Source organism: Pedobacter sp. ASV12 (assembly GCF_016429155.1).
In the GTDB taxonomy this organism is placed as follows: domain Bacteria; phylum Bacteroidota; class Bacteroidia; order Sphingobacteriales; family Sphingobacteriaceae; genus Pedobacter.
This window is the reverse complement of sequence record NZ_JAELUC010000024.1, coordinates 15,892-40,477: the sequence shown is the minus strand read 5'-3', so window position 1 is coordinate 40,477 and position 24,586 is coordinate 15,892. Positions and strand designations below refer to the sequence as shown.

The following is a 24,586-nucleotide window of genomic DNA, read 5'->3' as shown; positions in this document are numbered from 1 at the left end:
AATGTCAATAAACCATCAAGGTCTCCCTGTAAAATAAAGATGTGACAAATTATCTGCCTTTTGCAGTTGACATTGCATTTCAATTACCTTAGATTTGCATGCAAAAAAATAGATATAATGAGTGTTTTAGTAAATAAAGATTCAAAAGTAATTGTTCAGGGTTTTACCGGAAACGAAGGTACCTACCATGCTGAGCAAATGATAGCTTACGGTACGAACGTTGTTGGTGGTGTAACCCCAGGCAAAGGTGGCCAAACACACTTGGATAGACCTGTATTTAACACTGTAAAAGATGCAGTTGATAAAGCTGGCGCCAATGTATCTATTATTTTTGTACCTCCTCCGTTTGCAGCCGATGCCATTATGGAAGCTGCAGAGGCTGGCATTAAAGTAATCGTTTGTATTACAGAAGGTATCCCAACCAAGGATATGATTGCTGTAAAATCTTATATCACCGGCAGGGATTGCCGTTTAATCGGTCCTAACTGTCCAGGTATCATCACTGCCGACGAAGCTAAGATCGGTATCATGCCAGGCTTTATCTTCAAAAGAGGTACGGTAGGTGTGGTTTCAAAATCTGGAACTTTAACTTACGAAGCGGTTGATCAGGTTGTAAAAGCAGGCATGGGTATCACTACGGCTATCGGTATCGGTGGCGACCCGATTATCGGTACAACCACCAAACAAGCTGTTGAGTTGTTGATGAACGATCCAGAAACCGAAGGTATCATCATGATTGGCGAGATTGGCGGCGGCATGGAGGCAGAAGCAGCCCTTTGGATCAAAGAAAACGGTACCAAGCCGGTTGTAGGTTTCATTGCTGGCCAAACAGCGCCTCCGGGACGCAGAATGGGCCACGCTGGCGCCATTGTTGGCGGTGCCGACGATACAGCGGCGGCCAAAATGAAGATCATGGCCGAGTGCGGTATTACCGTAGTAGAAAGTCCTGCCGAAATTGGCGCAGCCATGGCTAACCTATTGAAAAAGTAAGCAAACCATTTTTGGGTTTACGATAGCAAAAGCATTCTACCTGGTAGGATGCTTTTTGCGTTGATGGGGTTCGTATCAGCAACACTTATGAAGTTTTTAAAACTCCGCAAGTGTTTTGCCAATTATGACTTTCACCTAACGAGCCCAAGTCGCTAAAAACCCCTTCGATTGATTATATTTGTATAAGGCTGTAAGCAAAAACCAAAAGGCGCGACAAAGCGTATATAGTTTGTAAACAGTACATCAAATGAAAACAATGATCAATAAAACAGTTATGGTGCTCGGCTTGTTGCTGTTGACAGGTTTGGCCGCCTGTGCGCAACAAGATAAGAAAGCGCCTTCAAAAACCACTAAGCACATGGAATACAACAAATTAACCAAGGAAGAAGAAGACGTAATCGTACGTAAAGGAACCGAATATCCGGGTACCGGCAAATACGACAAGTTTTTTGAAAAAGGAACCTATACCTGCAAGCGCTGCAATGCGCCGTTGTACCGATCTGATTCTAAATTCGATGCCCATTGTGGCTGGCCGGCTTTCGACGATGAAATTAAAGGTGCTGTGAAGCGTGTACCCGATGCCGACGGACAGCGTACCGAAATCATCTGCGCCAATTGTGGTGCCCACTTGGGCCACGTGTTTGTAGGCGAAGGCCTGACTGCCAAAAATACCCGCCATTGCGTAAATTCTATCTCCATGAATTTTGTGCCTGATAAAAAGCAATAAGAAATATCCCGTAACAACCACAAATGCCCGGCAAAAGCTGGGCATTCGTTTTATATAGCCCTTGATCTTTCGTTGCAACATGCTACAGGTTGCCTTAATAGCATAAGCTGTTAAGGTTTGGCCGCTTTTTGAGGCCTAGGCCAACAGTTAGGTCGAATCTGATGAGCTGTGGCCAGGTTATTGCACACCAGCGCGTACTCCTGCAGGGAGAATAAACAAACTGGTTGTAGCCAAACAGTCCAGTTTTTGTATATTTGCCATCCGCTTAACAAATAGATGATGCAGATTGTCTTTAATTTGTAGCGTAACGGAATGTATATTTTGATCATGGCAAGCTTCGGCTGGCCAGCAAAAAACCATGAATAGATGAAATATCATTTACAGCTGTTAGCGATTCTCTGCTTTGCCTCTTTTGCCGTAAAGGCGCAAGAAATAGTGGCCAAAGCTACCGATACCACCAAGCAAATCATATTGGCCACCTATTACGCCAAAAAATTCGAAGGACGCAAAACCACCAGCGGCGAAAGATACCACGCCAAGAAATTTACGGCGGCCCATCGCACCTTGCCTTTTGGCACCATCATCAAGGTGAAAAACCTGGTAACCGGCAAAACCGTTGAGGTGAAAGTGAACGACCGTGGGCCTTTTAGCAAGAAGTTTTCTTTAGACATTTCGCAGGGAGCTGCCAAGGCTTTGGGCATTTACAAACTGGGTTATGCCCGTGTGGAAATTGCCTATGTAAAGCCCGACTAACGTACTCCAAAAAAGAGTGTCGCAACACGGTTTTTAAAATTATTAACACTCGTTTTAATTTACTAAGTCCTTAAAAAGAAATAATTAGCTTTTTTCTATGTCGTTTCTGACAAAAAACTGATGAAAAATCAGGTCGAATCAAACAGGATGTTAACAACTTTGTGGCCTAAAACAGGGGTCAACATTTATATTTGTTAAACAAAGTTCTTTAAAAAGAATCCACTCCGATATATTATTAAGTACTTCATATTTAGTTGGTTAAAAAGCATTGAAAATCGAATGTTTTTTAAGTTTTCCAGCTGGATGCGGTTTGTCGGCGGTGGATATTTGATAAAGGCTTCCGAGATAAGGAGGGCTAGCAAAGGAATCGGGTGCCCATGGCACCATTCCCGGAATGATGCCCGAAATAGAATTTGCTAAACGTTAAAAATTGAGCTAATGGAGAAGGAACAAGAATTACTATTAAAGGAAAACAAAGACCGCTTTGTGCTCCTCCCAATTAAATACCCCGCTATTTGGGAAATGTACAAGAAGAGCGAAGCCAGTTTTTGGACGGCCGAAGAAATCGATCTATCCGACGACCAAAAGCATTGGGATAACCTGAACAGTGGCGAGCGCCATTTCATTTCCCATATTTTGGCCTTCTTTGCCGCCAGCGATGGTATTGTTAACGAAAACCTGGCCGTAAATTTTATGAGCGAGGTACAAATTCCAGAAGCACGGTGCTTTTATGGTTTCCAGATCATGATGGAGAACATCCATTCGGAAACTTATGCCTTGCTGATCGATACCTACGTGAAAGATCCTGAAGAAAAAGACCGCTTGTTCCATGCCATAGAAACCGTTCCTGCCGTGAAGAAGAAAGCAGAATGGGCCTTGCGCTGGATAGAAAACGGCAATTTTGCCGAGCGTTTGGTGGCTTTTGCTGCGGTAGAAGGCATTTTCTTCAGCGGTAGCTTCTGCTCTATTTTCTGGCTCAAAAAACGTGGCCTGATGCCAGGATTAACGTTCAGCAACGAGCTGATTTCAAGAGACGAAGGCATGCACTGCGAGTTTGCCTGCCTGTTATACAGCATGCTGAAAAACAAACTAAGCGAAGAACAGGTGCATACCATCATCAAAGATGCCGTTGAAATCGAAAAGGACTTCATCACCGATGCCCTGCCGGTAAAACTGATCGGCATGAATGCCGATTTGATGAAACAGTACATCGAATTTGTGGCCGACAGATGGGTATCTGAATTGGGCTACAAAAAAATATACGGCTCAACCAACCCATTCGATTTTATGGAGATGATTTCGCTGCAAGGCAAAACCAACTTCTTCGAAAAACGTGTAGGCGATTACCAAAAAAGCGGCGTATTGACCGCATCAGACAACAAAGCTTCGGCATTTTCGTTGGACGACGATTTTTAAAGCAAGGCTTAGAGATGGAAGGTTTAAGGTTGAGGATAAAGTCTCAGGCCTCAAATCTCACATCTAACTGCTAGTAATAATAAAATATTTTAAAACCTGGTGCCGCTATCGTAAGGTACGCACCATTAAATAATTGATAGGATGTTTGTAATAAAAAGAGATGGCCGCCAGGAAGCGGTAAAGTTTGATAAGATAACCGCTCGCATTGAGAAGTTATGTTATGGTTTTAATGCAGAATTAGTAGACCCGATTGATGTGGCCAAGAAGGTAATCGAAGGGCTTTATGATGGTGTTACTACATCAGAACTGGATAACCTTGCGGCAGAAACGGCAGCGTCTTTAACTACAAAGCATCCAGACTACGCTTTGTTGGCATCGCGTATTGCGGTTTCCAACCTGCACAAAAACACCATCAAATCGTTTTCTAAAACGATGGAGCTGCTGTACAACTATATCGATCCCAAAACCGACAAATCGGCCTCTTTAATTGCCGACGATGTTTGGGAAGTAATCAAAAACAACGCCGATATCCTGGATAGTACCATCATCTACGACAGAGATTTCGGCTTCGACTATTTTGGCTTCAAAACCTTGGAAAAATCCTATCTTCTAAAGGTAAACGGCCAAATTGTTGAGCGCCCGCAACACCTGTTCATGCGTGTAGCCGTAGGTATCCACAAAGAAGATATCGATAGCGCCATCAAAACCTATAACCTGATGAGTGAGCGCTGGTTTACCCACGCTACGCCAACCCTGTTCAACGCGGCTACGCCAAAACCCCAAATGTCGTCGTGCTTCTTGCTCACCATGCAAGACGACAGCATCGAAGGCATTTATGATACTTTGAAACAAACGGCCAAAATTTCGCAGAGCGCTGGCGGTATTGGTCTAAGCATCCACAATATTCGTGCAACTGGCGCATACATTGGCGGTACCAATGGTACCAGCAACGGTATCGTGCCGATGTTGAGGGTATTTAACGATACAGCCCGCTATGTAGACCAAGGTGGTGGCAAGCGTAAAGGTGCCTTCGCTATTTATTTGGAGCCTTGGCATGCCGATGTTTTCGAATTCCTGGATTTGCGCAAAAACCACGGTAAAGAGGAAATGCGTGCCCGCGATTTGTTCTATGCCCTTTGGATCTGCGATTTGTTCATGCAACGCGTAGAAGAAAACGGCGATTGGAGTTTGTTCTCACCAGATGAAGCACCAGGCCTGGCCGATTGCCACAGCGAAGAATTCAACAAATTATACACTAAATACGAATCAGAAGGAAGAGCCCGCAAAGTAGTAAAAGCACAAGAATTATGGTTTGCCATTTTAGATTCGCAAATCGAAACCGGTACACCTTATTTGTTGTACAAAGATGCGGCCAATAGCAAGTCGAACCAGCAAAACCTGGGCACCATTAAAAGTTCTAACTTGTGTACCGAAATCATCGAATACACTTCTAAAGACGAGGTAGCCGTATGTAACTTGGCTTCGTTGGCTTTGCCTAGATACGTGATCAATGGCGAGTTCGACCACCAAAAACTATACGACGTAACTTATCAAACTACTTTAAACTTAAACAAGATTATAGATCACAACTACTATCCTGTTAAAGAGGCCGAAAACTCTAATTTGCGCCACCGTCCGGTTGGTTTGGGTGTGCAAGGTTTGGCCGATGCCTTTATCTTGATGCGTTATCCTTTTGAAAGCGATGCCGCCAAAGAATTGAACAAAGATATTTTCGAAACCATTTACTTCGCCGCCATGACAGCCTCTGCTGATTTGGCCGAGAAACATGGCCCGTACGAAACCTTCAAAGGATCGCCATTGTCTAAAGGCAAATTCCAGTTCGATTTGTGGGGCGTAAAGCCAAGTAGCAACCGTTGGGATTGGGATAAATTGCGCAAACGCGTGATGAAAACCGGTGTGTACAACTCTTTATTGGTAGCACCAATGCCAACTGCTTCTACTTCGCAAATCTTGGGCAATAACGAATGTTTCGAACCTTATACTTCGAACATTTATACCAGAAGGGTATTGAGCGGCGAGTTTATCGTGGTAAACAAACACTTGCTGAAAGACTTGGTTGCTTTAGGCCTATGGAGCCCGGCCATGAAAGACAGGATCATTTTGGCCAACGGTTCGATCCAAGACATCCCTGAAATCCCAGATTACATCAAAGAACTGTACAAAACAGTTTGGGAAATCAAGATGCGTAACATCATTGATATGGCGGCCGATAGGGGCGCTTATATCTGTCAATCGCAATCGCTAAACTTGTTCATCAATGCGCCAAATACTTCGAAATTAACATCAATGCACTTCTATGCTTGGAAAAAAGGCTTGAAAACTGGTATGTACTACCTACGTACGCAAGCAGCCTCGCAAGCGGTGAAGTTTACGGTAGAGAATCAAGCTGGCAAAGCCATGGAGGCGGTTATCCCAGAGGTAATCGAAAATCCGGCAGAAGAAATCATTTCAGGTCCGGTTTGTACCATGGAAGAAGGCTGCATCAGCTGTTCAGGCTAGTAGCCAGCAAGCTAGATATAATTATAAAGTAAGGTTTTGGGCGAAAGTTCAGAACCTTATTTTTTGTTCCTACTTTTGCAATGTGAGGATAGCTCACAACCCATAACTCGCAACTCATAACTCACAACCCATAACCTTGAGCCCTATCAAACATAGCAAACACGAAATCATTCCCTGCGAAAGATGTGGCACTGCTATAGAGTGCAAGGCCAATGCGTACACCAAATGCCAATGCAGTGCCGTACAGCTTACCATAAATGAAGTGCAGCACATCAGTGAGCTTTACGATGGCTGTTTATGCGCCAAATGTTTATTCGAATTGCAGGAAGAATACAGGGCTTCCATCTAAGCGCCTGCTTGCAAATGTTAAAATTTCCTAAATAGTTGCAATTGGTAAACTATATTTATAGTTTGGTCTGAACCAATCAAAAGCAACCATGAAAAATCATCTCTTATTAGCTGGCCTGTGGCTAGTTGCCGCTACGGCCTTTGCCCAAAACATTAAGGTAAAGGGCGTCGTTAAAAACAGTACCGACAGCGTTATCGCATTTCGTAAAAACGGCTTTAATGCCATTACGAGGGCCAGAGACGGCCAGCGCTACAAAGCCAAGCTCAACAGCAAAGGCGAATTTGAAATCACCTTACCCGAAAAGGCTATTCAGGAATGGCTTATTGAACAGGGCGATCAGTTTGCCTTGTTAGACCTCTGTACCGGTCACGATCTTAACCTGGTGATCGATTTTACACAAACGATGAGGAACAGGGTATCGGCTACAGGCCCAAACGCCGCAGAGGTTAATTTTTTAAGCTACCTCGACAAAAAACAAAACGAAAAATATGGCGACTTTTACGAAAAGCTTAAGGGCCTTAATCCCGCCGAAGTGCTAAAGCTGCGCAAGGAACGCGCCGAATTTCAGTTGGCTACGCTAGAAGACTACCATCGGCAAAATAAGTTGGGCGATGATTACTATAAATGGCTCAAAACCCTTTACAAATACGAACCTTACGAACGGACCTTGGTCGAACAGCTGAGCGCCGAACAAAGAGCGGATCCTAATTACGTAGCCTTGCTTACCGCCAATGGTTTTAACGACGATTATGCAGCCATGCACTCCAGCGAATACAACGACTTGGCCAATTACTACATGCATTTTAAGATCAACGGGTCTAAGTTCCCCTTAAAAATTGCAGATTTCTTTGAGTTTGGCACAAAAGACAACCTGGGCGGCTTAACCAAGCAGGTGTTCCTAACCAGGCAGATGATGTTTTTTGCCGCCAACAGCAAGGATAGTTTATACAATGCCATGTTGCAAAAATTCAAGACATCGGTAAACCACAAAGAACTGTTGCAGGTTATTGCCGATGAGCGCAACGCCTATTTGGCAAAATTGGCCAAGAGCAACCGCTCTACCGAAAACGTAAGCCAAAGTGCTTCGCTCAACGAGATCTTTAAAAAATATAAAGGCAAGGTCATCTATCTCGATTTTTGGGCTAGCTGGTGCTCGCCATGCCGTAGCGAAATGCCCAATGCCAGGCAACTCAAAAATAAGCTAAAAGGCAAAGATGTTGTATTTCTGTACTTTGGCTATAACGACAAAAAAGAAAACTGGCTAGCCGCCCGTAAAGAACTGGAAATTGAGGGCGAACATTATTTGTTAAGTCCGCAATTGATTAGTGAAGCCAACCAGCTCTTTCAGCTAACCGGCATCCCACATTATGTTATCATTGGCAAAGACGGTACGATTATCGAAAAAAAAGCGCCCCGGCCACTCGATGCTTTTGCGCAGCTGTCTAAACTTGCCGAAGAGAAATAATTAGGCCTAACGCCCATGCAAATTTTTAAAAACGCGTATGGGCGTTTTTGCAAGTTTTTCTGTAGGCACCGGCACAAACCAAGAAATCGATTTTCAGGCCCTTTTCAGCCCTTTTAAATCACGATTCCCGCAAATGTCAACTGTACTTGGTGTTTTGGCGAAAATCGTCCCTGAAAGCTATTTGAGGCCTTAAATGCACCGAAAATATTTGTTGAAAATAATTCCGAAAAGTGGTAACAAACCCTCGGCTTACACATCTATATCACGCTAGATAAATGGTTTATCTGCTGTAAAAAAAATGAAAAACAAATATTATGGAAACGCTGATTTTAAATTATTGGTGGGTTTTATTGGCATTGATTTGCCTGGTGTTATACAAGTATATTTTGAGGTTCCTATTTGGGATGGTGATCGTGCCCGAAGACAGGATCGGGCTAATTACTAAAAAATTCGTGCTCTTTGGTTCGGAAAGGGAATTGCCCGACGGGCGTATTATCGCCCTGAAAGGCGAAGCCGGTTTTCAGGGCAAAACCTTGGCCCCCGGACTTTACTTTGGCATGTGGTTTTGGCAGTACAGTGTTACCATGGAACAGTTTACGGTTATTCCGGAAGGGAAAATCGGATTGATCATGGCCAAAGACGGTGCCGAAATTCCAACCGGAAACATTTTGGGCCAGCGCGTAGATAGCGATAACTTTCAGGATGCGGTTAAATTCTTGGAAAATGGAGGACAGCGAGGCAGACAGGCCACCTACATTACCTCGGGTTCCTATCGTATCAACACCTTGCTGTTTCAGGTGTCTATTACCGATATGGTCCGCATACAGGAAAGCATGGTGGGCATTGTAACAACCTTGGATGGCTTACCTATCGAGGCTAACCAAATTGCGGGCAAATGGGCAGAAGGACATAATAATTTCCAAGACTTTGATGCCTTTATTAAAAACAATGGCAACAGGGGCTTGCAACCTCAGGTAATCTTGGCCGGTTCGTACAACCTCAATCCGTGGGCCATTCAATTGGAAGAAACTCCCATGACGGAAATCCCCATTGGTTATGTTGGCGTGGTCATTTCTTACGTCGGACAGGAAGGCAACGACCTTACTGGTGCGGATTTTAAACATGGCAATATTGTAGCCAAGGGCTCTAAAGGTGTTTGGTTAGAACCGCTTGGCCCGGGCAAATACCCGATCAACAAATATACCATGAAGGTGGAGCTGGTGCCTACCACCAACTTGGTGCTGAATTGGGCAAGCGCACGCAGCGAGGCGCACAACCTCGATAAAAACCTGTCGACCATTACGGTGCGTTCTAAAGATGGTTTCCCATTCAATTTGGATGTGGCGCAGATCATTCATGTGCCTACCACGGAAGCGCCAAAAGTGATTGCCCGTTTCGGTAACATGGTGAACCTGGTGTCGCAGGTTTTGGAGCCAACCATTGGCAACTATTTCCGTAACTCGGCCCAAGATAGTGATGTAATCGCTTTCTTAAGCACCCGTAAAGAACGCCAGGAATCGGCTAAAGACCATATCCGTAAAGTATTGGACGAATATAACGTAAATGCGGTTGATACCTTGATCGGCGATATTGTGCCGCCAGAGTCGCTGATGAAAACGCTAACCGACCGTAAAATTGCCGAAGAACAAAAAATAACCTACAATACCCAAAAACAGGCACAGGAAACCCGTCAGGGCATGGAAAAAGAAACGGCCATCGCCGATATGCAAAAGGATATCGTAAAAGCGCAACAAAGCGTAGAAATTGCCGAGCGTACCGCAAGTGCAACCGTTAAAAAATCTGAAGGTGATGCTGCCGGCGTAAAACTGGCCGTTGGCGCAGAGGCCGAAGCCACCAAAATGCGTGCACATGCCGAGGCCGAAGCTACGAAAGCCAGGGCACAGGCTGATTCTGAAGCCATCAAGTTAAGGGCATCGGCCGAAGCCGAGAAGATCTCGTTGACCGGTAGTGCCGAAGCCGGAAAAATCCTGGCCGTGGGTAAATCAACCGCCGAAGCTTATGAACTGGCCGTTAAAGCCTTGGGTGGTGAGAATTTTACCCGCTACAAAATTACCGAAGAGCTCTCAAAAGGCCACATCAAACTAATCCCCGATGTGCTGATTGGTGGCGGGGCCAATGCGGGCGGTACAGCCATAGACGGACTTCTGGGCTTGAAACTGATGGAAATGATGGATCCCGAAAAAGGCAAGGAGCAACTGATTGCAACAGCAGCAACAACCGAAGTGCTAGAGGTTAAAACCAAACCACAAAAAGATTAGCCAAGTAGACTTGCGAAGTTTTGAAACTTTGCAAGTCTTATCTTCTTCTTTCCAGCCTCCAAGCTTTTTTGTACCTTTGCCCCGTAATTTTGAATGTTGAATGTTGAATGATTGAATGTTAGCTTATTCATTCATTTTATCATTCACTCATTCTCTAATTTAAAAAAGATGAGCAAAGTAAAAGTAGGTTTGGTGCAGATGAGCTGTACCAAGAATAAACAGGAAAACCTCGACAAAGCGATTGTTAAGGTGAGGGAAGCCGCAGCTAAAGGCGCGCAAATCGTTTGTTTGCAAGAGCTTTTTACCTCGCTTTATTTTTGCGATGTAGAAGACTATGATAATTTTGATTTGGCAGAAGCCATCCCAGGTCCGTCAACGGACGCTTTATCGGCAGTAGCCAAAGAGCTCAACGTGGTTATCATTGCCTCGTTGTTCGAAAAACGTGCCGAAGGCCTTTATCACAATACCACTGCAGTGTTGGATGCTGATGGCAGCTATTTGGGCAAATACCGCAAAATGCACATCCCCGACGATCCGGCTTATTACGAAAAGTTCTACTTCACGCCTGGCGATTTGGGCTACAAGGTTTTTCAAACCAAATATGCCAAAATCGGTATTTTGATCTGCTGGGATCAATGGTATCCTGAAGCTTCGCGAATTACTGCCTTAATGGGCGCCGATATCATGTTCTATCCAACGGCAATTGGCTGGGCTACCGACCAAGACGAAGAAACCAACAAAGACCAATACAATGCTTGGCAAACCATTCAGCGTTCGCATGCAGTAGCCAATGGCGTACCTGTAGTGAGCGTTAACCGTGTAGGTTTTGAGCAGGATGGCGCCATGAAATTCTGGGGCGGCAGTTTCGCTACCAACGCCCAAGGCCGTATTCTTTACCTGGCTTCGCACGATCAGGAAGAAACCGAAGTGGTTGAACTCGATACCAAGGAAACCGACTTCTTCCGCAAGCACTGGCCTTTCTTGAGAGACAGAAGGATAGATTCGTACCAACCGATTACCAAAAGGTATTTGGACGGAGATTAGGATAAGGTCGGGAGACCGAAGCCCGTAAGTTGCTTTCAAAAAATCTAATGACAAGTTTTTGAAAAACACATAGATGCTGTATATTTCAGTCTACCTAAAAACATACACCTATGTCATTTAAATTTGAACAACTGAAAGTTTGGCAAAAAGCATTGGACTTAGCTGATGAAATTGACCAACTTACAAGGACTTTTCCAAGGGAGGAAGTTTATGTGTTAAGCTCGCAGATGAAGAGAGCAGCAGATTCTGTAGTGTTGAATATAGCTGAAGGCAGTACAGGACAGAGTAACGCAGAGTTTTGTAGATTTTTAAGATACTCGTTGCGTTCAGATATTGAAGTCGTAGCTTGCTTATACTTAACTAAGAGAAGAAAATATATAAATGAAGAACGTTTTTCGACACTGTATCATTCCTGTGAAGAGGTGCTGGTCATGATTAACGCTTTGATCAAATCATTGAAATAATGTCTAACAAAGAGACTAATAACGATAATATCAAAAGACTTTCGGACTCTTCGCTTTCCGAACTGTCAACGCCCAAAAAACAAGGCTACACTTTCCCTGCCGAATGGGCCAAACACGAGGCAACCTGGCTAAGCTGGCCCCATAAAGAGGCTTCGTGGCCGGGCAAGATCGAAACCATTTACGCTCCTTATTGCCAGTTTATCAAAGCCGTTGCCAAAGGCGAAAAAGTACGCATCAACGTCAGGGATGAAGCAATGAAGGCTTTCGCTATTGCCGAATTGCAAAAAGTGGAGGCCGATTTGAGCCAAATCGAATTTTATTTTAACGAGAGCAACGATGCCTGGTGCCGCGACCATGGTCCGGCGTTTGTGGTAAAAGGCAAAGAAAAAGCGGTGGTCGACTGGGGCTATAATGCCTGGGGCGGTAAATATCCGCCTTACGATTTGGATGATGTGATCCCGACCAAAATAGCCAGGCACTTTAACCTGCCTTTGTTTACACCGGATATCGTGATGGAAGGCGGTTCGGTAGAATTTAATGGTGCAGGAACCATTTTAACCAGTACGGCCTGCCTCCTCAACGAAAACAGAAATCCGCACCTGAACAAAGAACAGATTGAAACCTACCTGAAAGAGTTCTATGGTGCCGAACAGGTGCTTTGGGTAGGCGATGGCATTGTAGGCGATGATACCGATGGCCATATCGACGATATAACGCGCTTTGTAAACGAAGATACCGTGCTTACGGTGGTAGAAAGCAATCCGCTGGATGAAAACTATTTGTTGCTGCAAGAAAACCTGGAAGCACTTAAAGGCATGAAGTTGCTTGATGGAAGACCGTTGAACATCATCAAATTGCCGATGCCATCGCCGGTCATTTACGAAGACACCCGTTTGCCGGCTTCTTATGCCAATTTTTACATCGCCAATGCGGCCGTTATTGTACCAACCTTTAGGGATGTGAACGACAAGCCGGCGCTCGAAATCATCCAAAAAGCCTTTCCAGACAGGGAGGTTATCGGTATCGATTCGACAGATATTATTTGGGGCTTAGGCAGCTTCCATTGTTTGAGCCAACAAGAACCAGCCGTTTAGTTTTAATTTTCGGTTGCCAGGGGCTATTGTTATACATCCTGAGCTCGAAGGATAGCTAGGGATGAAATAATTAAACAGTCTAATTTTAAAAACAAAAATAGAGCTATATCTTTGGTTTGAGTTAAACAAAATCAGCCATCAAGGGTCTTCGACAGGCTCAGACTGACATAAACTAAATTAAATGAAATTACTAGAAGGAAAAACAGCCCTGGTTACAGGTGCATCAAAAGGAATAGGGCGTAAAATAGCCGAAAAATTTGCCGAACAAGGGGCCAATGTTGCATTTACCTACCTGTCGTCTGTAGAAAAAGGCGAGGCTTTGGAAAAAGAGCTGCAAAGCTTTGGCACCAAGGTGAAAGGCTACAGGTCAGACGCTTCAAAGTTTGAGGAAGCCGAAAAGCTGATCAATGATATTGTGGCCGAATTTGGCACCATCGATATTGTGGTGAACAATGCGGGCATTACCAAAGACGGCCTGTTGATGCGCATGAGCGAAGAAAACTGGGACGATGTTATGAATGTAAACCTGAAATCGATTTTCAATGTCACCAAGGCTGCCTCTAAAGTAATGATGAAAGCCCGTAAAGGCGTATTCATAAACATGAGTTCGGTAGTTGGCGTTACGGGCAATGCTGGTCAGGCTAACTATGCGGCTTCTAAGGCCGGTATCATCGGTTTTACCAAATCTATTGCCAAAGAGCTGGGTTCACGTAACATCCGTGCCAATGTCATCGCTCCAGGATTTATCCGTACCGAAATGACCGATGTATTGGATCCGAAAGTGGTTGAAGGTTGGGAAGCTGGTATTCCGCTGAAACGCGCTGGTGAAACCGAAGATATTGCCAATGCTTGCGTATTCTTGGCATCAGATATGAGCGCTTATATCACCGGGCAAACCCTATCGGTTTGTGGCGGTATGCTTTAAGCACTGAAGAAATTGGAAAAAGAAAGGCGGAGGGTTTGTGCTCTCCGCTTTTTTTTGGCATTGAGCAAATTAATTGTTTAGTTAAACTATTTTATGTTTATTTATGCTATACATTTAATGGTGCTGTAACATTCGCTTAATGTTAGTGTTCGATTTTTGAACCAATCGATTTACCAGTCGGGTTCATTATGAAAAACATTGCTGAACAAAACAGGTTTGCTACCATTTGGATCATGATAGCGGTCTTTCTATCTTATACTGGAATGTATGCCGTCAGGAAATCATTTCTCGCCGGACAGTACGCTCAGGTTGATATTGGCTTTGGCTTGGATGCCAAGACTACTTTTGTCATTAGTCAGGTTCTGGGTTATATGGTTTCCAAATTTCTGGGCATCAAGATTATTTCGGAGATGCCAAAAAGCAGAAGGATAAGCTGGCTGCTGGGACTTATTCTTTTTGGCTTGGCCATGCTCGGTCTTTTTGCCCTGCTGCCGACCAGGTTTAAGGTAATTGCGCTCTTCCTCAACGGTTTGCCCTTAGGCATTGTTTTTGGCGTGGTTTTTTCGTTTATCGAAGGCAGAAGGAATACCGAACTGCTGGCTGCCGCTCTGAGTGCCACGTTTATTTTCTCTACCGGCCTGGTTAAAACCGTGGGGCTGCTGGTAATCCAGAATTTGGGCATAAGCGAATTTGCCATGCCCTTTGTTACCGGGCTGTTGTTTTTGCCTGTATTTCTGCTCTCGCTTTGGATGCTGAAAAAAGCAAAAATGCCCAATGAAAAAGACATCGAGGAGCGAACAGTGCGTGTGCCTATGTACAAGGCCGACCGCAAGGCATTTTTAAGGTCGAACGGGATCGGTTATTTTGCTTTGGTAGCCATTTATGTGCTCCTTACCATCGTAAGAGACTTTAGGGATAATTTCATCGTAGATTTCTGGGCCGAAAAAGGATTGGCCAAAGCGCCACAGCTTATTACGCTTACAGAAATTCCGATTGCCATTGTCGTACTTGTTATTGCAGCAGCGGGTGTACTGATCAGGAAAAACAAGCTTGCCTTTAATTTTGGCATAGGATTGGCCATAGCCAGTGCCTTGCTCATCCTGTTGTCTACCATGCTTTACCAGCACGAAAGAATGAACGCCGTGGCCTGGATCATTACAAGTGGTATCGGCATTTACCTTCCTTATATCTTATTCCATTGCCTATTGTTCGAAAGGCTGATTGCCTTGCTCAGCTACAAGGGCAATGTGGGCTTTTTATTTTACCTGGCCGATGCTTTGGGCTATTTGGGTAGTGTAGCCGTGCTGATACTTAAAGAAATTGTAGGTTTTAAGCAAAGCTGGGGTAGCTTTTTCATCTCGCTCAATCATATTTCGGCAGTGTGCATGCTGGCCATATTGATTTTGGTACTGCTTTATTTCAACAACAAAATACAACAAAAAAACAAGCAATTGGCCATAGTAGCCTAGCGCCTTTTGCCATTGATATTTAAACAAACTAAGAAATGACAAATATAAAACTAGCGGTTTTTGACATGGCCGGAACTACGGTTGATGAAGATAACATGGTTTACAAAACCGTTCAAAAAGTGATTAACCAAGAGGGTTTCGACCTGAGTTTGGCGCAGGTGTTGGCGCAGGGAGCGGGCAAGGAAAAATACCAAGCCATTATGGATATCCTGACGGCCTATACCCAGGCAAATCCTGTCGAAGAAATTGCAGACAGGGCATTCGGCCGCTTCAAGCCAACCTTGGAGGCTGTTTACAACGAAGCCGAAATCAAGGGCTTTGACGGAATAGAGGCACTTTTTGCCCAACTTAAGGCCAATGGCATCAAGGTGGTGCTCAATACCGGATACGACCTTAAAACGGCCACCAAGCTGCTTCAGAAACTTAACTGGAAAATAGGCGAACAGGTAGATGCATTGATTACCGCCGACGATGTAACACAGGGTAGGCCACATCCCGAAATGATCCAAAAAGCCATGCAATTGTTTGGCATTGTTGATCCTCGTCAAGTGCTCAAAGCAGGAGATTCTGAAATCGATATCCTTGAAGGCAAAAATGCCCGCTGTGGGCTCACTATTGGCGTATTAAGTGGTGCACAAACCAAGGCACAGTTACAAACCGTACAACCCGATTATATCTTAGAGCGCCTGACCGACTTGCCTGCCATTTTGCAGCTTGGCTAAAAGCATGGCTGGTAAGAGTTTTACCGTTAGCCATTGCGCTTGATATAGGTGGCGTATAGGCTTTCCCAGAAAGCCTTTTGCGAAGGATAAACCTTGAGGTAATGCTCAAGGTTGGCCCTGGTCATCCTAAACGGCATAATGCTTACCGGAATGTTTTGCTGGCCAGCATTGCGTGCTTCTACGGCCAATACGTATACCTCTTTTATTTTTTCGTCGGTGAGCGGAATGCAGCCTACCGTTACACAATTGCCGTGGATGTAGATATCGCCACCCGGTTTGCGGTCTTTGCCGGTTCTGGCCAAATCGGTCGCATTGGGGTAATCAACACCCAGCGATAAATGGAAACTGCTCATGGGGTTAAACACGTTGATTTTGTAAAAACCTTCAGGGGTTTGTCCGTCGCCTTCAATTACCTTAGGTCCCAATGTGCCGGAATGCGCACAAAAATCGTAGGTTCTGAACAACTTATATCCTGTTTGCGATGCGGTTTTGAGCCAGAGCTCCAATTTGCCCTCGGCTTTGTAGGCCATGATCTTTAATTTGAAATCGCCTTTAAAACCTGCTTTCAGCAAGTCTTGTTGCAGGCTAGCCCATTTTTGGTCGTAAGCTTCTTTTACCCTTTCAAATTTGAGTTGGCTTTCCTTAAAGCCGCTCTGGGCCATTGCCGTAGTTGTCATTGCCAATAAGCATAAAAGTTTGATCAATCTTTTCATTTACTTGCGCTATTTCGCAAACAAATTACGTTGATTTTTTTAGAAATTTAGCATCTTTACGTTTAAAGCTATGGGCAATTTCTTTACTGCATCCTCTATTTTTACTTTTTTGGCCTGCCTTGTGTTGGGTTGCCTCTATGCCTGGCTGCTTTACGGAGCCAACAAAAACCTTCCGGCCAAACTAAACTATGCCTTGGCTGTTTTCAGGGTGTTGGCCATTGCCATTTTGGCCTGGTTGCTTTTTGCGCCTTTGGTTAAACGAATTTCGTACACACCCGAAAAGCCCATCATTGTATTGGCTAATGACAATTCCATCTCTGTTGACCAGGTAGAGCCTGCTGGCTTCAACAAGCAGCAATATCAAAAAGACCTGAAAAAGCTGGCCGATCAGCTCTCTGGCAAATATGAAGTCAAAACGTATAGCTTTAGCGACAGCGTTAAAAGCGGGCTTGATTTTTCCGGACAAGGCAAGCTCAGTAATGCTTCGGCTTTGATTAATCAGCTGAACGACGAGTTGCTGAACCGTAACGTAGGTGCTATTATTATAGCCAGTGATGGAATTTTTAACCGTGGCGGCAATCCTTTGTACGAATTGAACAAGATCAAGGCCCCGGTGTATACCATTGCCATGGGCGATACCATTCCGAAGCGCGATGTGCTGATTGCCAACGTCAACTACAACAACCTGGTTTATCTCGATAACGAATTTACGCTCGATGTAGAAGTGCAGGCTTATGCCGGCAAAGGCGAAAGTACGCAGTTGAGCGTGGCCGAAAATGGTAAAAAAATACTGGAGCAAAGTATCGCGATTGATGGCAACAGTTTTGTGAAAAATGTACAGGTAAAGCTTAAAGCCAATAAAATAGGCATACAGCGTTATACTTTGAACGTTTCGCCGGTAAAGAACGAGGCCACCGAAAAGAACAACAGCCAAACCATTTTTATTGAAGTAATTGATGCCCGCCAAAAAGTTTTGTTGGCCGCTGCCGCTCCACATCCAGATATTACCGTGCTGAAGCAGGCCATAGAACGGAACAAGCATTATGAAGTAAGCGTAAGCCTAGGCGATGACTTGAACAGCGTTGACGTGCATCAATACAGCTTGGCCATCTTGTACCAATTGCCGGGTAATAGCCAATTGGCTGCGGGCTTAATTGCCAAGCTACAGGAACTGCGTTTGCCTACGTGGTACATTGTAGGCGCCCAAAGCCATATCGGAGCCTTTAACCAGGCACAGCATGTTCTGAATTTGAGCAGGTCTACAGGTTCCCTGCAGGAAATCTTCCCTTATCCCGATCCTAATTTTACAGCCTTTAACCTCGATGCCCCGGCATTGAAACAGTTGAACGATTATGATCCCCTGCTCATGCCTTTTGCTAATATAACCGTCAATGGCAACTATACAGCCGTTCTAAACCAGCGGATTGGTAGGGTAAATACGCAAAATCCGTTGTTGTTCTTTGTAGATGATAATGGCAGAAAAACAGGCTTTTTAATTGGCGAAGGCATTTGGAAATGGAAATTGGAAGAAGCCAAGAACGAACAAAGCCTGCCTTTGGTAAACGAATTGATGGCCAAAACCGTTCAATACCTTTCGGTAAAAGACGATAAGCGCAAGTTTAAGGTGTATGCCAGCAAAAATACCTTCGAAGAAAACGAGAATGTAGTGCTCAATGCCACTTTATACAACGAAGCCTATGAACCTGTCAATACGCCCGAGGTAAAAGTACAGCTCAAAAATGCCGAAGGCAAGGTATTCAACTATACCTTTTCTAAATTCGGGTCAGGTTATAGCCTCAATGCGGGCACCTTGCCGCAGGGCAATTATACCTTTGTGGCATCTACTGCCTTGGGCGACAAAAAATATAGTGCCTCGGGCGCTTTTTATGTCAATGCCCTTATTGCCGAATACCAGCAAACCACGGCCAATCACCAGTTGCTGTACACCATGGCGCAACAGAGCAACGGCAAGCTGTACCAGCCAGCCGATCTGTTGCAAATAGCTAATGAATTGGAGAAAAATGGACAGGTTAAAACCATCAGTTACGAAGACCGGAAATACGAAGAACTGATTAGCCTGAAATGGATATTTATTTTGATTATCTTGCTGCTGGCCACCGAGTGGTTTTTAAGAAAACGTAACGGCGAAGCATAATGGAACTCAGCAGCACTTATATCATCGAAACCCTGGGCACCATTTCCTTTGCCATTTCGGGTACCTTTGCCGCCATGCAAAAACGCCTAGATCCGTTTGGCGTGCTCATTATTGCCTTTGTAACCTCTATTGGTGGCGGTACCGTCCGCGATTTGTTGCTGGGCGATACGCCGGTAGCTTGGATGCGCAACGTCAACTATTGCCTCCTCATCCTGGTTACTTCGCTAGCCACTATTTTTTTCAAAACGCACATTAAAAAGTTTAAGGTTACACTTTTCCTCTTCGACTCGCTTGGGCTGGGACTGTTTACCATGGTAGGCGTGCAAAAAGGAATAGTTTTTGGCTTGAGCCCGGGTATTTGTGTGGCTTTGGGTACCATTACGGGTTGTTTTGGGGGCATCATCAGAGATACCCTGCTCAATACCATTCCGCTCATTTTCAGGAAAGAGATTTATGCCACGGCTTGTATACTGGGTGGCATACTTTATTTTGCCCTGTTGTATTTTAACCTCAAGGCTGATGTAGCGAAAATTATTGTCATTGCCTTTATTTTTGCCTTAAGGGTAGTGGTGGTGCGCTACAAATTGGCGTTGCCTAAATTTGGCTATTAAGGATAGAGATATTGTTCGAGCTTGCCTTTTTGGTTGGCATCGTTAAGCTCCCAGAGTTCTTTTGGCCAGCTTTTTTTATCTTCCTGCTGGTTCAGGTAAGGCAGCAACAAGCGCATGCTGCCCAGTACAATGGTTTTTTGGTCTTTAATGTTTTTGTTTTCGAGCATGAATTTGGTCATGCTGGCCATGTACATCAGGGTGAGGTCTGAATCGGTGTTGAAGAAATTGGTTTCCTTCTCTTCCAGGTAGAACGTATATTCGGGCGTGCCGTTCATCCAGTCGATCAGAAAGTGACCTGCTTCCATACGCGATTTGTTTTTCTTGTCGATAGGGGTTTGAAACAGATAGTCGATAACTTTGAGCGCCAAAGGTTCCGTATTGGCAAAATGAGCCTTTTTGTTAAGTTTGATGTGTTTAAGGTTAGGCAAGTCCTGCGCATGCGAATACCCCATGCAAACCAGCAGCAATCCTAAAAAGAGGGCTACTTTTTTCATCTGTCTACATTTTTAATCGGCGATGAAGCCATCATGAGCTTAGGGTTATTTTAGGCAAGGCTTCGGCAGTATTGACAACGTTGCAAATCCTCCCTTAAGCGAAGATAAGGCATTGGATCGAAAATATTAAATCTAATTGGTTTTGTGGAGCGGCTAAACCATTTGCGGGCAAACAATCGGCCTATTTCTTTTTGTCGTTGGTATGGACAATCACGAAAACATCTTCATTGTCTTTTTTCATGAAATATTTTTCGCGCGCAAATTTTTCGGCAGTGCCCAGATTGCTGTCCAGCTCTTTCAGGTCTTTTTTTACGATAGCTGTTTCCTTGAGATAGAAGTCTTTTTCTTGCTGCAGCTTGTTTACTTCGGTACGGTACTCGTATTGCGAAAGGACATCGTTTTTATCAAAAAACAACATCCAAGCTACAAAAGCAACGATAGCCAGGAAATATTTATTGCGCAAAAGCTCTACTAACTTCTTCATATCCAAAAATCCGTTGTAAATATAGGATTAAATAAAAACATCCGAAGATTTAAAAACATTAACTGTTTTACAAATGCATTTATCCACTTGTTAACAGCTTTGGGTTGGCCTGGCCTTAAACCTTCCAGCATTTCGATTTTCCGACCTTTAACAATGCCCATAAATTAGTAGCTTGCAGGATCATTTATCCATCCTCTATTTATGAAATTGATTAGCAGACCTTTTTTTATGGCCGTATTGCTGTGCCTTGGCATGGCACCAAGCTACGCGCAGGATTTTAGCCCAGTTAAGGCCATTGCCCAAAGACGCGTGCCTTGGTTGGCAACCCATCTTAAATTTTCGAGTATTAAAGCCAGCGATGGCCGCGATGTTTTTGAGCTGCGTACCGATAAACAAACGGTAAGCATTGCCGCATCGAGCGCAAGCGCCGCCGCTCAAGGCCTGGGTTGGTACCTCAAATACTATTGCAACAGGAGTCTGAGCCACATGGGCGATAACCTGTCGCCGGTAAAAAAATTGCCTGAGATGAAGGAAAAAGTAAGGGTCAGTTCGCCTTACCAATTCCGCTACGCCTTGAACTATTGCACCATTAATTATTCCATGAGTTTTTATACCTGGGCCGACTGGGAAAAAGAGCTCGATTGGATGGCCTTAAACGGCGTTAATCTAATGCTTGCTCCGGTTGGTATGGAGGCCGTTTGGCAAAATACGCTCAAAAAAGTGGGCTATAGCCAGGCTGAAACCCTCCAGTTTATACCCGGCCCGGCATTTTCGGCATGGTGGCTGATGGGCAACCTCGAAGGTTGGGGTGGACCTGTAAGTCAGCAGCATATTGATCGGCAAGCCAAGTTGCAGCAGCAGATCTTAAAGCGCATGGCCCAATTGGGTATCGAACCAGTTATGCATGGCTTTTATGGCATGGTACCTACTACCTTAAAAGATAAACTAAAGGCTTCAACTGTTCCACAAAACAAATGGGTTGGCGGATTTGTACGTCCTGATTTTTTAAATCCTACCGATCCTTGGTTCGATAAGCTGGCCAAGATCTATTATGAGGAGATGAAAAAACTTTACGGAAAGGATTTACACTTTTTCGGGGGTGATCCTTTTCATGAAGGTGGTTCGAGCGCAGGGCTCGAGGTGCGCTTCGCCGCTCAAAAAATACAGCAGGATATGCAGGCCGGTTTTCCGCAAAGTACCTGGGTATTGCAAGGTTGGGGCAATAATCCTTCGGCCAAGTTGCTCGAAGGCCTTGACAAGCAGCATGCGCTGATTATTGAGCTTTTTGGCGAAAATACCAGCAATTACGAAAAGACAAAAGCCTATCAGGGCACGCCTTTTATTTGGAGCAACGTGAGCAATTTTGGCGAAAAAAATGGTATATATGGACGTTTGGAGCGTTTTGCAACAGAGGTTTACAAAGCCAAAACCGGCGAATACGGCCAATATTTAAGTGGCGTAGGCATTATTCCCGAAGGAATCTACAATAACCCTGTGGCTTATGATTTAATGTTGGAACTAGGCTGGCACCAAGAAAAATTAAATCTAGCCAATTGGCTAAGGGCCTATCAAAAATACCGTTATGGTAAAAGTGATGCTCACCTGGAAAAGGCTTGGCAACAGTTATTGGCAACAGCCTACAACAGTCCGACGGTTTATCAGGAAGGGCCTTCAGAATCTTTGCTGTGTGCCAGACCGGCGCTTGGCATCAAAACCGTATCTTCTTGGGGAACGGTAACACGCAATTACGATACCTTGGCATTTAAGGATGCTGCACGCTCATTTAATGCCGCAAAGACAAATTTTAAAGGGAGCGAAACCTATCAGGTAGACCGGATCGATTTGGTAAGACAGGTTTTGTCTAACCGTTCGTTGGCGGTTTATCAGCAGTTGAACCAAGCCATTGAACAAAAAGACAAAGCCAGGTTCGAGCAATGTAGCCAACAATTCCTGCGCTTGATCCTGCAACAAGATTCGCTGTTGGCCAACAACCGGTTTTTTACGCTAAATCGTTGGTTGAACCAAGCTATCGCCATGGCCGGCAAAGAGCCGTTGGAAAGAAAAAATGCCCTCAAAAATGCAAAAAGCCAACTTACCTATTGGGGTGGCGATTACCCAAAAACAGACCTGCGCGATTATGCCCACAAAGAATGGAACGGTTTGTTGGGCTCATTGTATTTGGCCCGTTGGAAAGCATTTGTAGATTACCAACGCAGTTTGCTGAATGGCAAGGAAGTCGGTTTGCCGGATTATTTTGCCATGGAAAAACAATGGTCGGAAACAGCCGAATTGTATGTTCCCAAACCGCTTCCGACGCAAAAGCTGAACGAGCTGATTGATCGGATTTTAAAATAAACCCAACAAAAAAACGCCCGATAAAACTTATCGGGCGTTTTTGATGCCTTTAACGAGGCTGTAGATTTGCTTATTTTTTCAAGAATTTGAAATCTTTGCCGATGAAACGGGCAGCAGCACCCAATTCTTCTTCAATACGCAACAATTGGTTGTATTTGGCGATCCTGTCTGAGCGAGAAGCTGAACCGGTTTTGATTTGGCCACAGTTTAAGGCTACCGCCAAGTCGGCAATGGTAACGTCCTCTGTTTCGCCGCTGCGGTGGCTCATCACCGAGGTGTAGCCATTGGTTTGGGCCAGGCTTACCGCATTGATGGTTTCGGTTAGAGAACCGATCTGGTTTACCTTCACCAAAATAGAATTTGCCGTGTGAGTATCAATACCTTTTTGCAAACGTTTAACATTGGTTACAAACAAATCGTCGCCTACCAACTGAACCCTGTCGCCAATTTTTTCAGTCAATAATTTCCAGCCATCCCAGTCGTTTTCGTCCATGCCGTCTTCGATAGAAATAATCGGATATTTGGCAGCCAATTGGGCCAGGTATTCGGCTTGTTCGGCACTGGTGCGGATGGCACCTTTATTGCCTTCAAATTTGGTGTAATCGTATTTTCCGTCTTTGTAAAACTCTGAAGAGGCGCAGTCTAAGGCCAAGAAAATATCAACACCTGGTTTGTAGCCTGCTTTTTCGATGGCTTTCAATACGGTTTCTACCGCATCTTCGGTGCCTTCGAAAGTAGGAGCGAAACCACCTTCGTCACCTACTGCAGTAGATAGGCCCCTGTCGTGCAAGATGGCTTTCAGGTTATGGAAAACTTCGGTTCCCCAACGCAAAGCTTCGGAGAATGATGGCGCGCCAGCAGGCATGATCATAAATTCCTGAAAAGCGATAGGGGCATCAGAGTGCGAACCACCGTTAATGATGTTCATCATCGGGATAGGCAAGGTATTGGCATTAACCCCACCAATGTAACGGTATAAAGGCTGTCTGCTTTCTTGTGCGGCAGCTTTGGCCACAGCCAAAGAAACCCCAAGAATGGCATTTGCGCCTAAATTACCTTTGTTTTCGGTGCCATCCAGGTCGATCATCAACTGATCGATCAGGTTTTGCTCAAAAACATCAACGCCTTGCAAAGCTTTGGCAATCTTCGTATTTACATTCTCAACGGCTTTCAATACCCCTTTGCCCATGTAAGTCTTTTTGTCGCCGTCGCGAAGCTCAACAGCCTCGTATTGGCCAGTGCTGGCTCCAGATGGAACCGCCGCACGACCCATTTGGCCATTCTCTGTAATTACTTCAACTTCTATTGTCGGATTGCCTCTCGAATCGAGGATCTGCCTTGCATGGACATCAATTATTAAACTCATTTTATTTTTGATTTGATTAAAAAATACCCTTAGTGTAAAACATACAATTAGGTAGGGCGTATCCAAAGTTAAAATAATTTTTAAACTATCAGAATGTATACTTTTATTTTTTGTGTTTTTGAAGTTTATTGGTTTGAAAATGAGTTTTTTGCTTGACGAATAAGGGTCAATAAAAAAGCCGGCAATTGTTT

Annotated in this window: 20 protein-coding genes and 1 pseudogene; 17 read left to right on the top strand and 4 right to left on the bottom strand. The window is 44.5% G+C overall.

From position 1 onward, the window contains the following. The first annotated feature begins 117 nt into the window (after positions 1 to 117). The 14 genes and pseudogenes from sucD (at position 118) to JHD69_RS08205 (ending at position 16,217) form a co-directional block, all read left to right on the top strand. The gene (sucD, locus tag JHD69_RS08270; protein ID WP_199139227.1) at positions 118 to 990 is read left to right on the top strand and encodes a succinate--CoA ligase subunit alpha; all 873 of its coding nucleotides are present in this window, start codon (positions 118 to 120) and stop codon (positions 988 to 990) included. Positions 991 to 1,237: 247 nt separating this feature from the next. Next, positions 1,238 to 1,717, top strand: a complete 480-nt coding sequence (locus JHD69_RS08265) for a methionine-R-sulfoxide reductase (protein WP_199139226.1) — start codon at positions 1,238 to 1,240, stop codon at positions 1,715 to 1,717. A 366-nt stretch (positions 1,718 to 2,083) separates the two neighbouring features. Next, positions 2,084 to 2,470, top strand: a complete 387-nt coding sequence (locus JHD69_RS08260) for a septal ring lytic transglycosylase RlpA family protein (RefSeq protein ID WP_199139225.1) — start codon at positions 2,084 to 2,086, stop codon at positions 2,468 to 2,470. A 438-nt stretch (positions 2,471 to 2,908) separates the two neighbouring features. Then, positions 2,909 to 3,886, top strand: coding sequence for a ribonucleoside-diphosphate reductase small subunit (locus JHD69_RS08255; RefSeq protein ID WP_199139224.1), 978 nt, complete (start codon positions 2,909 to 2,911; stop codon positions 3,884 to 3,886). A gap of 141 nt (positions 3,887 to 4,027) precedes the next feature. Then, on the top strand, positions 4,028 to 6,406 hold the full coding sequence (locus JHD69_RS08250; protein WP_199139222.1) for a ribonucleoside-diphosphate reductase subunit alpha: 2,379 nt from the start codon (positions 4,028 to 4,030) through the stop codon (positions 6,404 to 6,406). 235 nt (positions 6,407 to 6,641) lie between these two features. Beyond that, positions 6,642 to 6,755: pseudogene (locus JHD69_RS21460) on the top strand (cysteine-rich CWC family protein); the annotation flags it as partial. An 88-nt stretch (positions 6,756 to 6,843) separates the two neighbouring features. Beyond that, a complete protein-coding gene (locus tag JHD69_RS08240; RefSeq protein WP_199139218.1) occupies positions 6,844 to 8,220 on the top strand; it encodes a TlpA family protein disulfide reductase in 1,377 nt (458 codons plus the stop codon). Positions 8,221 to 8,534: 314 nt separating this feature from the next. Continuing rightward, on the top strand, positions 8,535 to 10,499 hold the full coding sequence (locus tag JHD69_RS08235) for an SPFH domain-containing protein (protein WP_199139216.1): 1,965 nt from the start codon (positions 8,535 to 8,537) through the stop codon (positions 10,497 to 10,499). A gap of 168 nt (positions 10,500 to 10,667) precedes the next feature. Continuing rightward, complete coding sequence (locus JHD69_RS08230) at positions 10,668 to 11,543, top strand: carbon-nitrogen hydrolase (protein ID WP_199139214.1); 876 nt, start codon at positions 10,668 to 10,670, stop codon at positions 11,541 to 11,543. 110 nt (positions 11,544 to 11,653) lie between these two features. Continuing rightward, entirely contained in the window at positions 11,654 to 12,007 is a 354-nt protein-coding gene (locus JHD69_RS08225) for a four helix bundle protein (RefSeq protein ID WP_199139212.1), read from the top strand. Further along, complete coding sequence (locus JHD69_RS08220) at positions 12,007 to 13,101, top strand: agmatine deiminase family protein (RefSeq protein WP_199139210.1); 1,095 nt, start codon at positions 12,007 to 12,009, stop codon at positions 13,099 to 13,101. The genes JHD69_RS08225 and JHD69_RS08220 overlap by 1 nt, the downstream gene beginning before the upstream one ends. Before the next feature lie 181 nt (positions 13,102 to 13,282). After that, a complete protein-coding gene (fabG, locus tag JHD69_RS08215; RefSeq protein ID WP_199139208.1) occupies positions 13,283 to 14,026 on the top strand; it encodes a 3-oxoacyl-[acyl-carrier-protein] reductase in 744 nt (247 codons plus the stop codon). A 188-nt stretch (positions 14,027 to 14,214) separates the two neighbouring features. Beyond that, positions 14,215 to 15,495, top strand: a complete 1,281-nt coding sequence (locus JHD69_RS08210; protein WP_199139205.1) for a DUF5690 family protein — start codon at positions 14,215 to 14,217, stop codon at positions 15,493 to 15,495. A gap of 35 nt (positions 15,496 to 15,530) precedes the next feature. Beyond that, on the top strand, positions 15,531 to 16,217 hold the full coding sequence (locus JHD69_RS08205; RefSeq protein ID WP_199139203.1) for a phosphonatase-like hydrolase: 687 nt from the start codon (positions 15,531 to 15,533) through the stop codon (positions 16,215 to 16,217). 26 nt (positions 16,218 to 16,243) lie between these two features. Here the strand turns inward: JHD69_RS08205 and JHD69_RS08200 are convergent, their stop codons facing one another. Further along, positions 16,244 to 16,930 carry a L,D-transpeptidase family protein gene (locus JHD69_RS08200; protein ID WP_199139201.1) on the bottom strand — a complete coding sequence of 229 codons (687 nt, stop codon included), beginning with the start codon at positions 16,928 to 16,930 and terminating at the stop codon, positions 16,244 to 16,246. 70 nt (positions 16,931 to 17,000) lie between these two features. On the opposite strand from JHD69_RS08200, the gene JHD69_RS08195 reads away from it, so the two are divergent. Both JHD69_RS08195 and JHD69_RS08190 read left to right on the top strand, forming a co-directional pair. Next, a complete protein-coding gene (locus JHD69_RS08195; protein ID WP_199139199.1) occupies positions 17,001 to 19,085 on the top strand; it encodes a hypothetical protein in 2,085 nt (694 codons plus the stop codon). Further along, positions 19,085 to 19,696: a trimeric intracellular cation channel family protein gene (locus JHD69_RS08190; protein WP_199139197.1), complete on the top strand. Its 612-nt coding sequence runs from the start codon at positions 19,085 to 19,087 to the stop codon at positions 19,694 to 19,696. The genes JHD69_RS08195 and JHD69_RS08190 overlap by 1 nt, the downstream gene beginning before the upstream one ends. Here the strand turns inward: JHD69_RS08190 and JHD69_RS08185 are convergent. Together JHD69_RS08185 and JHD69_RS08180 are read right to left on the bottom strand one after the other, a co-directional pair. Beyond that, positions 19,693 to 20,190 carry a hypothetical protein gene (locus tag JHD69_RS08185; RefSeq protein ID WP_199139195.1) on the bottom strand — a complete coding sequence of 166 codons (498 nt, stop codon included), beginning with the start codon at positions 20,188 to 20,190 and terminating at the stop codon, positions 19,693 to 19,695. The genes JHD69_RS08190 and JHD69_RS08185 overlap by 4 nt on opposite strands. A 181-nt stretch (positions 20,191 to 20,371) precedes the next feature. Further along, positions 20,372 to 20,674: an FtsB family cell division protein gene (locus JHD69_RS08180; RefSeq protein ID WP_199139193.1), complete on the bottom strand. Its 303-nt coding sequence runs from the start codon at positions 20,672 to 20,674 to the stop codon at positions 20,372 to 20,374. 201 nt (positions 20,675 to 20,875) lie between these two features. Between JHD69_RS08180 and JHD69_RS08175 the strand changes: the two genes are divergently transcribed. Next, entirely contained in the window at positions 20,876 to 23,029 is a 2,154-nt protein-coding gene (locus JHD69_RS08175) for an alpha-N-acetylglucosaminidase (protein WP_199139191.1), read from the top strand. Between the two features lie 70 nt (positions 23,030 to 23,099). On the opposite strand, the gene eno is transcribed toward JHD69_RS08175, so the two are convergent. Further along, positions 23,100 to 24,395, bottom strand: a complete 1,296-nt coding sequence (gene eno, locus JHD69_RS08170) for a phosphopyruvate hydratase (protein WP_199139189.1) — start codon at positions 24,393 to 24,395, stop codon at positions 23,100 to 23,102. Positions 24,396 to 24,586 lie beyond the last annotated feature (191 nt).

Bases quoted from the DNA above. Each gene is read 5' to 3' on its own strand.
- sucD (WP_199139227.1), top strand. From the start codon at position 118: ATGAGTGTTTTAGTAAATAAAGATTCAAAAGTAATTGTTCAGGGTTTT.
- JHD69_RS08265 (WP_199139226.1), top strand. From the start codon at position 1,238: ATGAAAACAATGATCAATAAAACAGTTATGGTGCTCGGCTTGTTGCTG.
- JHD69_RS08260 (WP_199139225.1), top strand. From the start codon at position 2,084: ATGAAATATCATTTACAGCTGTTAGCGATTCTCTGCTTTGCCTCTTTT.
- JHD69_RS08255 (WP_199139224.1), top strand. From the start codon at position 2,909: ATGGAGAAGGAACAAGAATTACTATTAAAGGAAAACAAAGACCGCTTT.
- JHD69_RS08250 (WP_199139222.1), top strand. From the start codon at position 4,028: ATGTTTGTAATAAAAAGAGATGGCCGCCAGGAAGCGGTAAAGTTTGAT.
- JHD69_RS08240 (WP_199139218.1), top strand. From the start codon at position 6,844: ATGAAAAATCATCTCTTATTAGCTGGCCTGTGGCTAGTTGCCGCTACG.
- JHD69_RS08235 (WP_199139216.1), top strand. From the start codon at position 8,535: ATGGAAACGCTGATTTTAAATTATTGGTGGGTTTTATTGGCATTGATT.
- JHD69_RS08230 (WP_199139214.1), top strand. From the start codon at position 10,668: ATGAGCAAAGTAAAAGTAGGTTTGGTGCAGATGAGCTGTACCAAGAAT.
- JHD69_RS08225 (WP_199139212.1), top strand. From the start codon at position 11,654: ATGTCATTTAAATTTGAACAACTGAAAGTTTGGCAAAAAGCATTGGAC.
- JHD69_RS08220 (WP_199139210.1), top strand. From the start codon at position 12,007: ATGTCTAACAAAGAGACTAATAACGATAATATCAAAAGACTTTCGGAC.
- fabG (WP_199139208.1), top strand. From the start codon at position 13,283: ATGAAATTACTAGAAGGAAAAACAGCCCTGGTTACAGGTGCATCAAAA.
- JHD69_RS08210 (WP_199139205.1), top strand. From the start codon at position 14,215: ATGAAAAACATTGCTGAACAAAACAGGTTTGCTACCATTTGGATCATG.
- JHD69_RS08205 (WP_199139203.1), top strand. From the start codon at position 15,531: ATGACAAATATAAAACTAGCGGTTTTTGACATGGCCGGAACTACGGTT.
- JHD69_RS08200 (WP_199139201.1), bottom strand. From the start codon at position 16,930: ATGAAAAGATTGATCAAACTTTTATGCTTATTGGCAATGACAACTACG.
- JHD69_RS08195 (WP_199139199.1), top strand. From the start codon at position 17,001: ATGGGCAATTTCTTTACTGCATCCTCTATTTTTACTTTTTTGGCCTGC.
- JHD69_RS08190 (WP_199139197.1), top strand. From the start codon at position 19,085: ATGGAACTCAGCAGCACTTATATCATCGAAACCCTGGGCACCATTTCC.
- JHD69_RS08185 (WP_199139195.1), bottom strand. From the start codon at position 20,190: ATGAAAAAAGTAGCCCTCTTTTTAGGATTGCTGCTGGTTTGCATGGGG.
- JHD69_RS08180 (WP_199139193.1), bottom strand. From the start codon at position 20,674: ATGAAGAAGTTAGTAGAGCTTTTGCGCAATAAATATTTCCTGGCTATC.
- JHD69_RS08175 (WP_199139191.1), top strand. From the start codon at position 20,876: ATGAAATTGATTAGCAGACCTTTTTTTATGGCCGTATTGCTGTGCCTT.
- eno (WP_199139189.1), bottom strand. From the start codon at position 24,395: ATGAGTTTAATAATTGATGTCCATGCAAGGCAGATCCTCGATTCGAGA.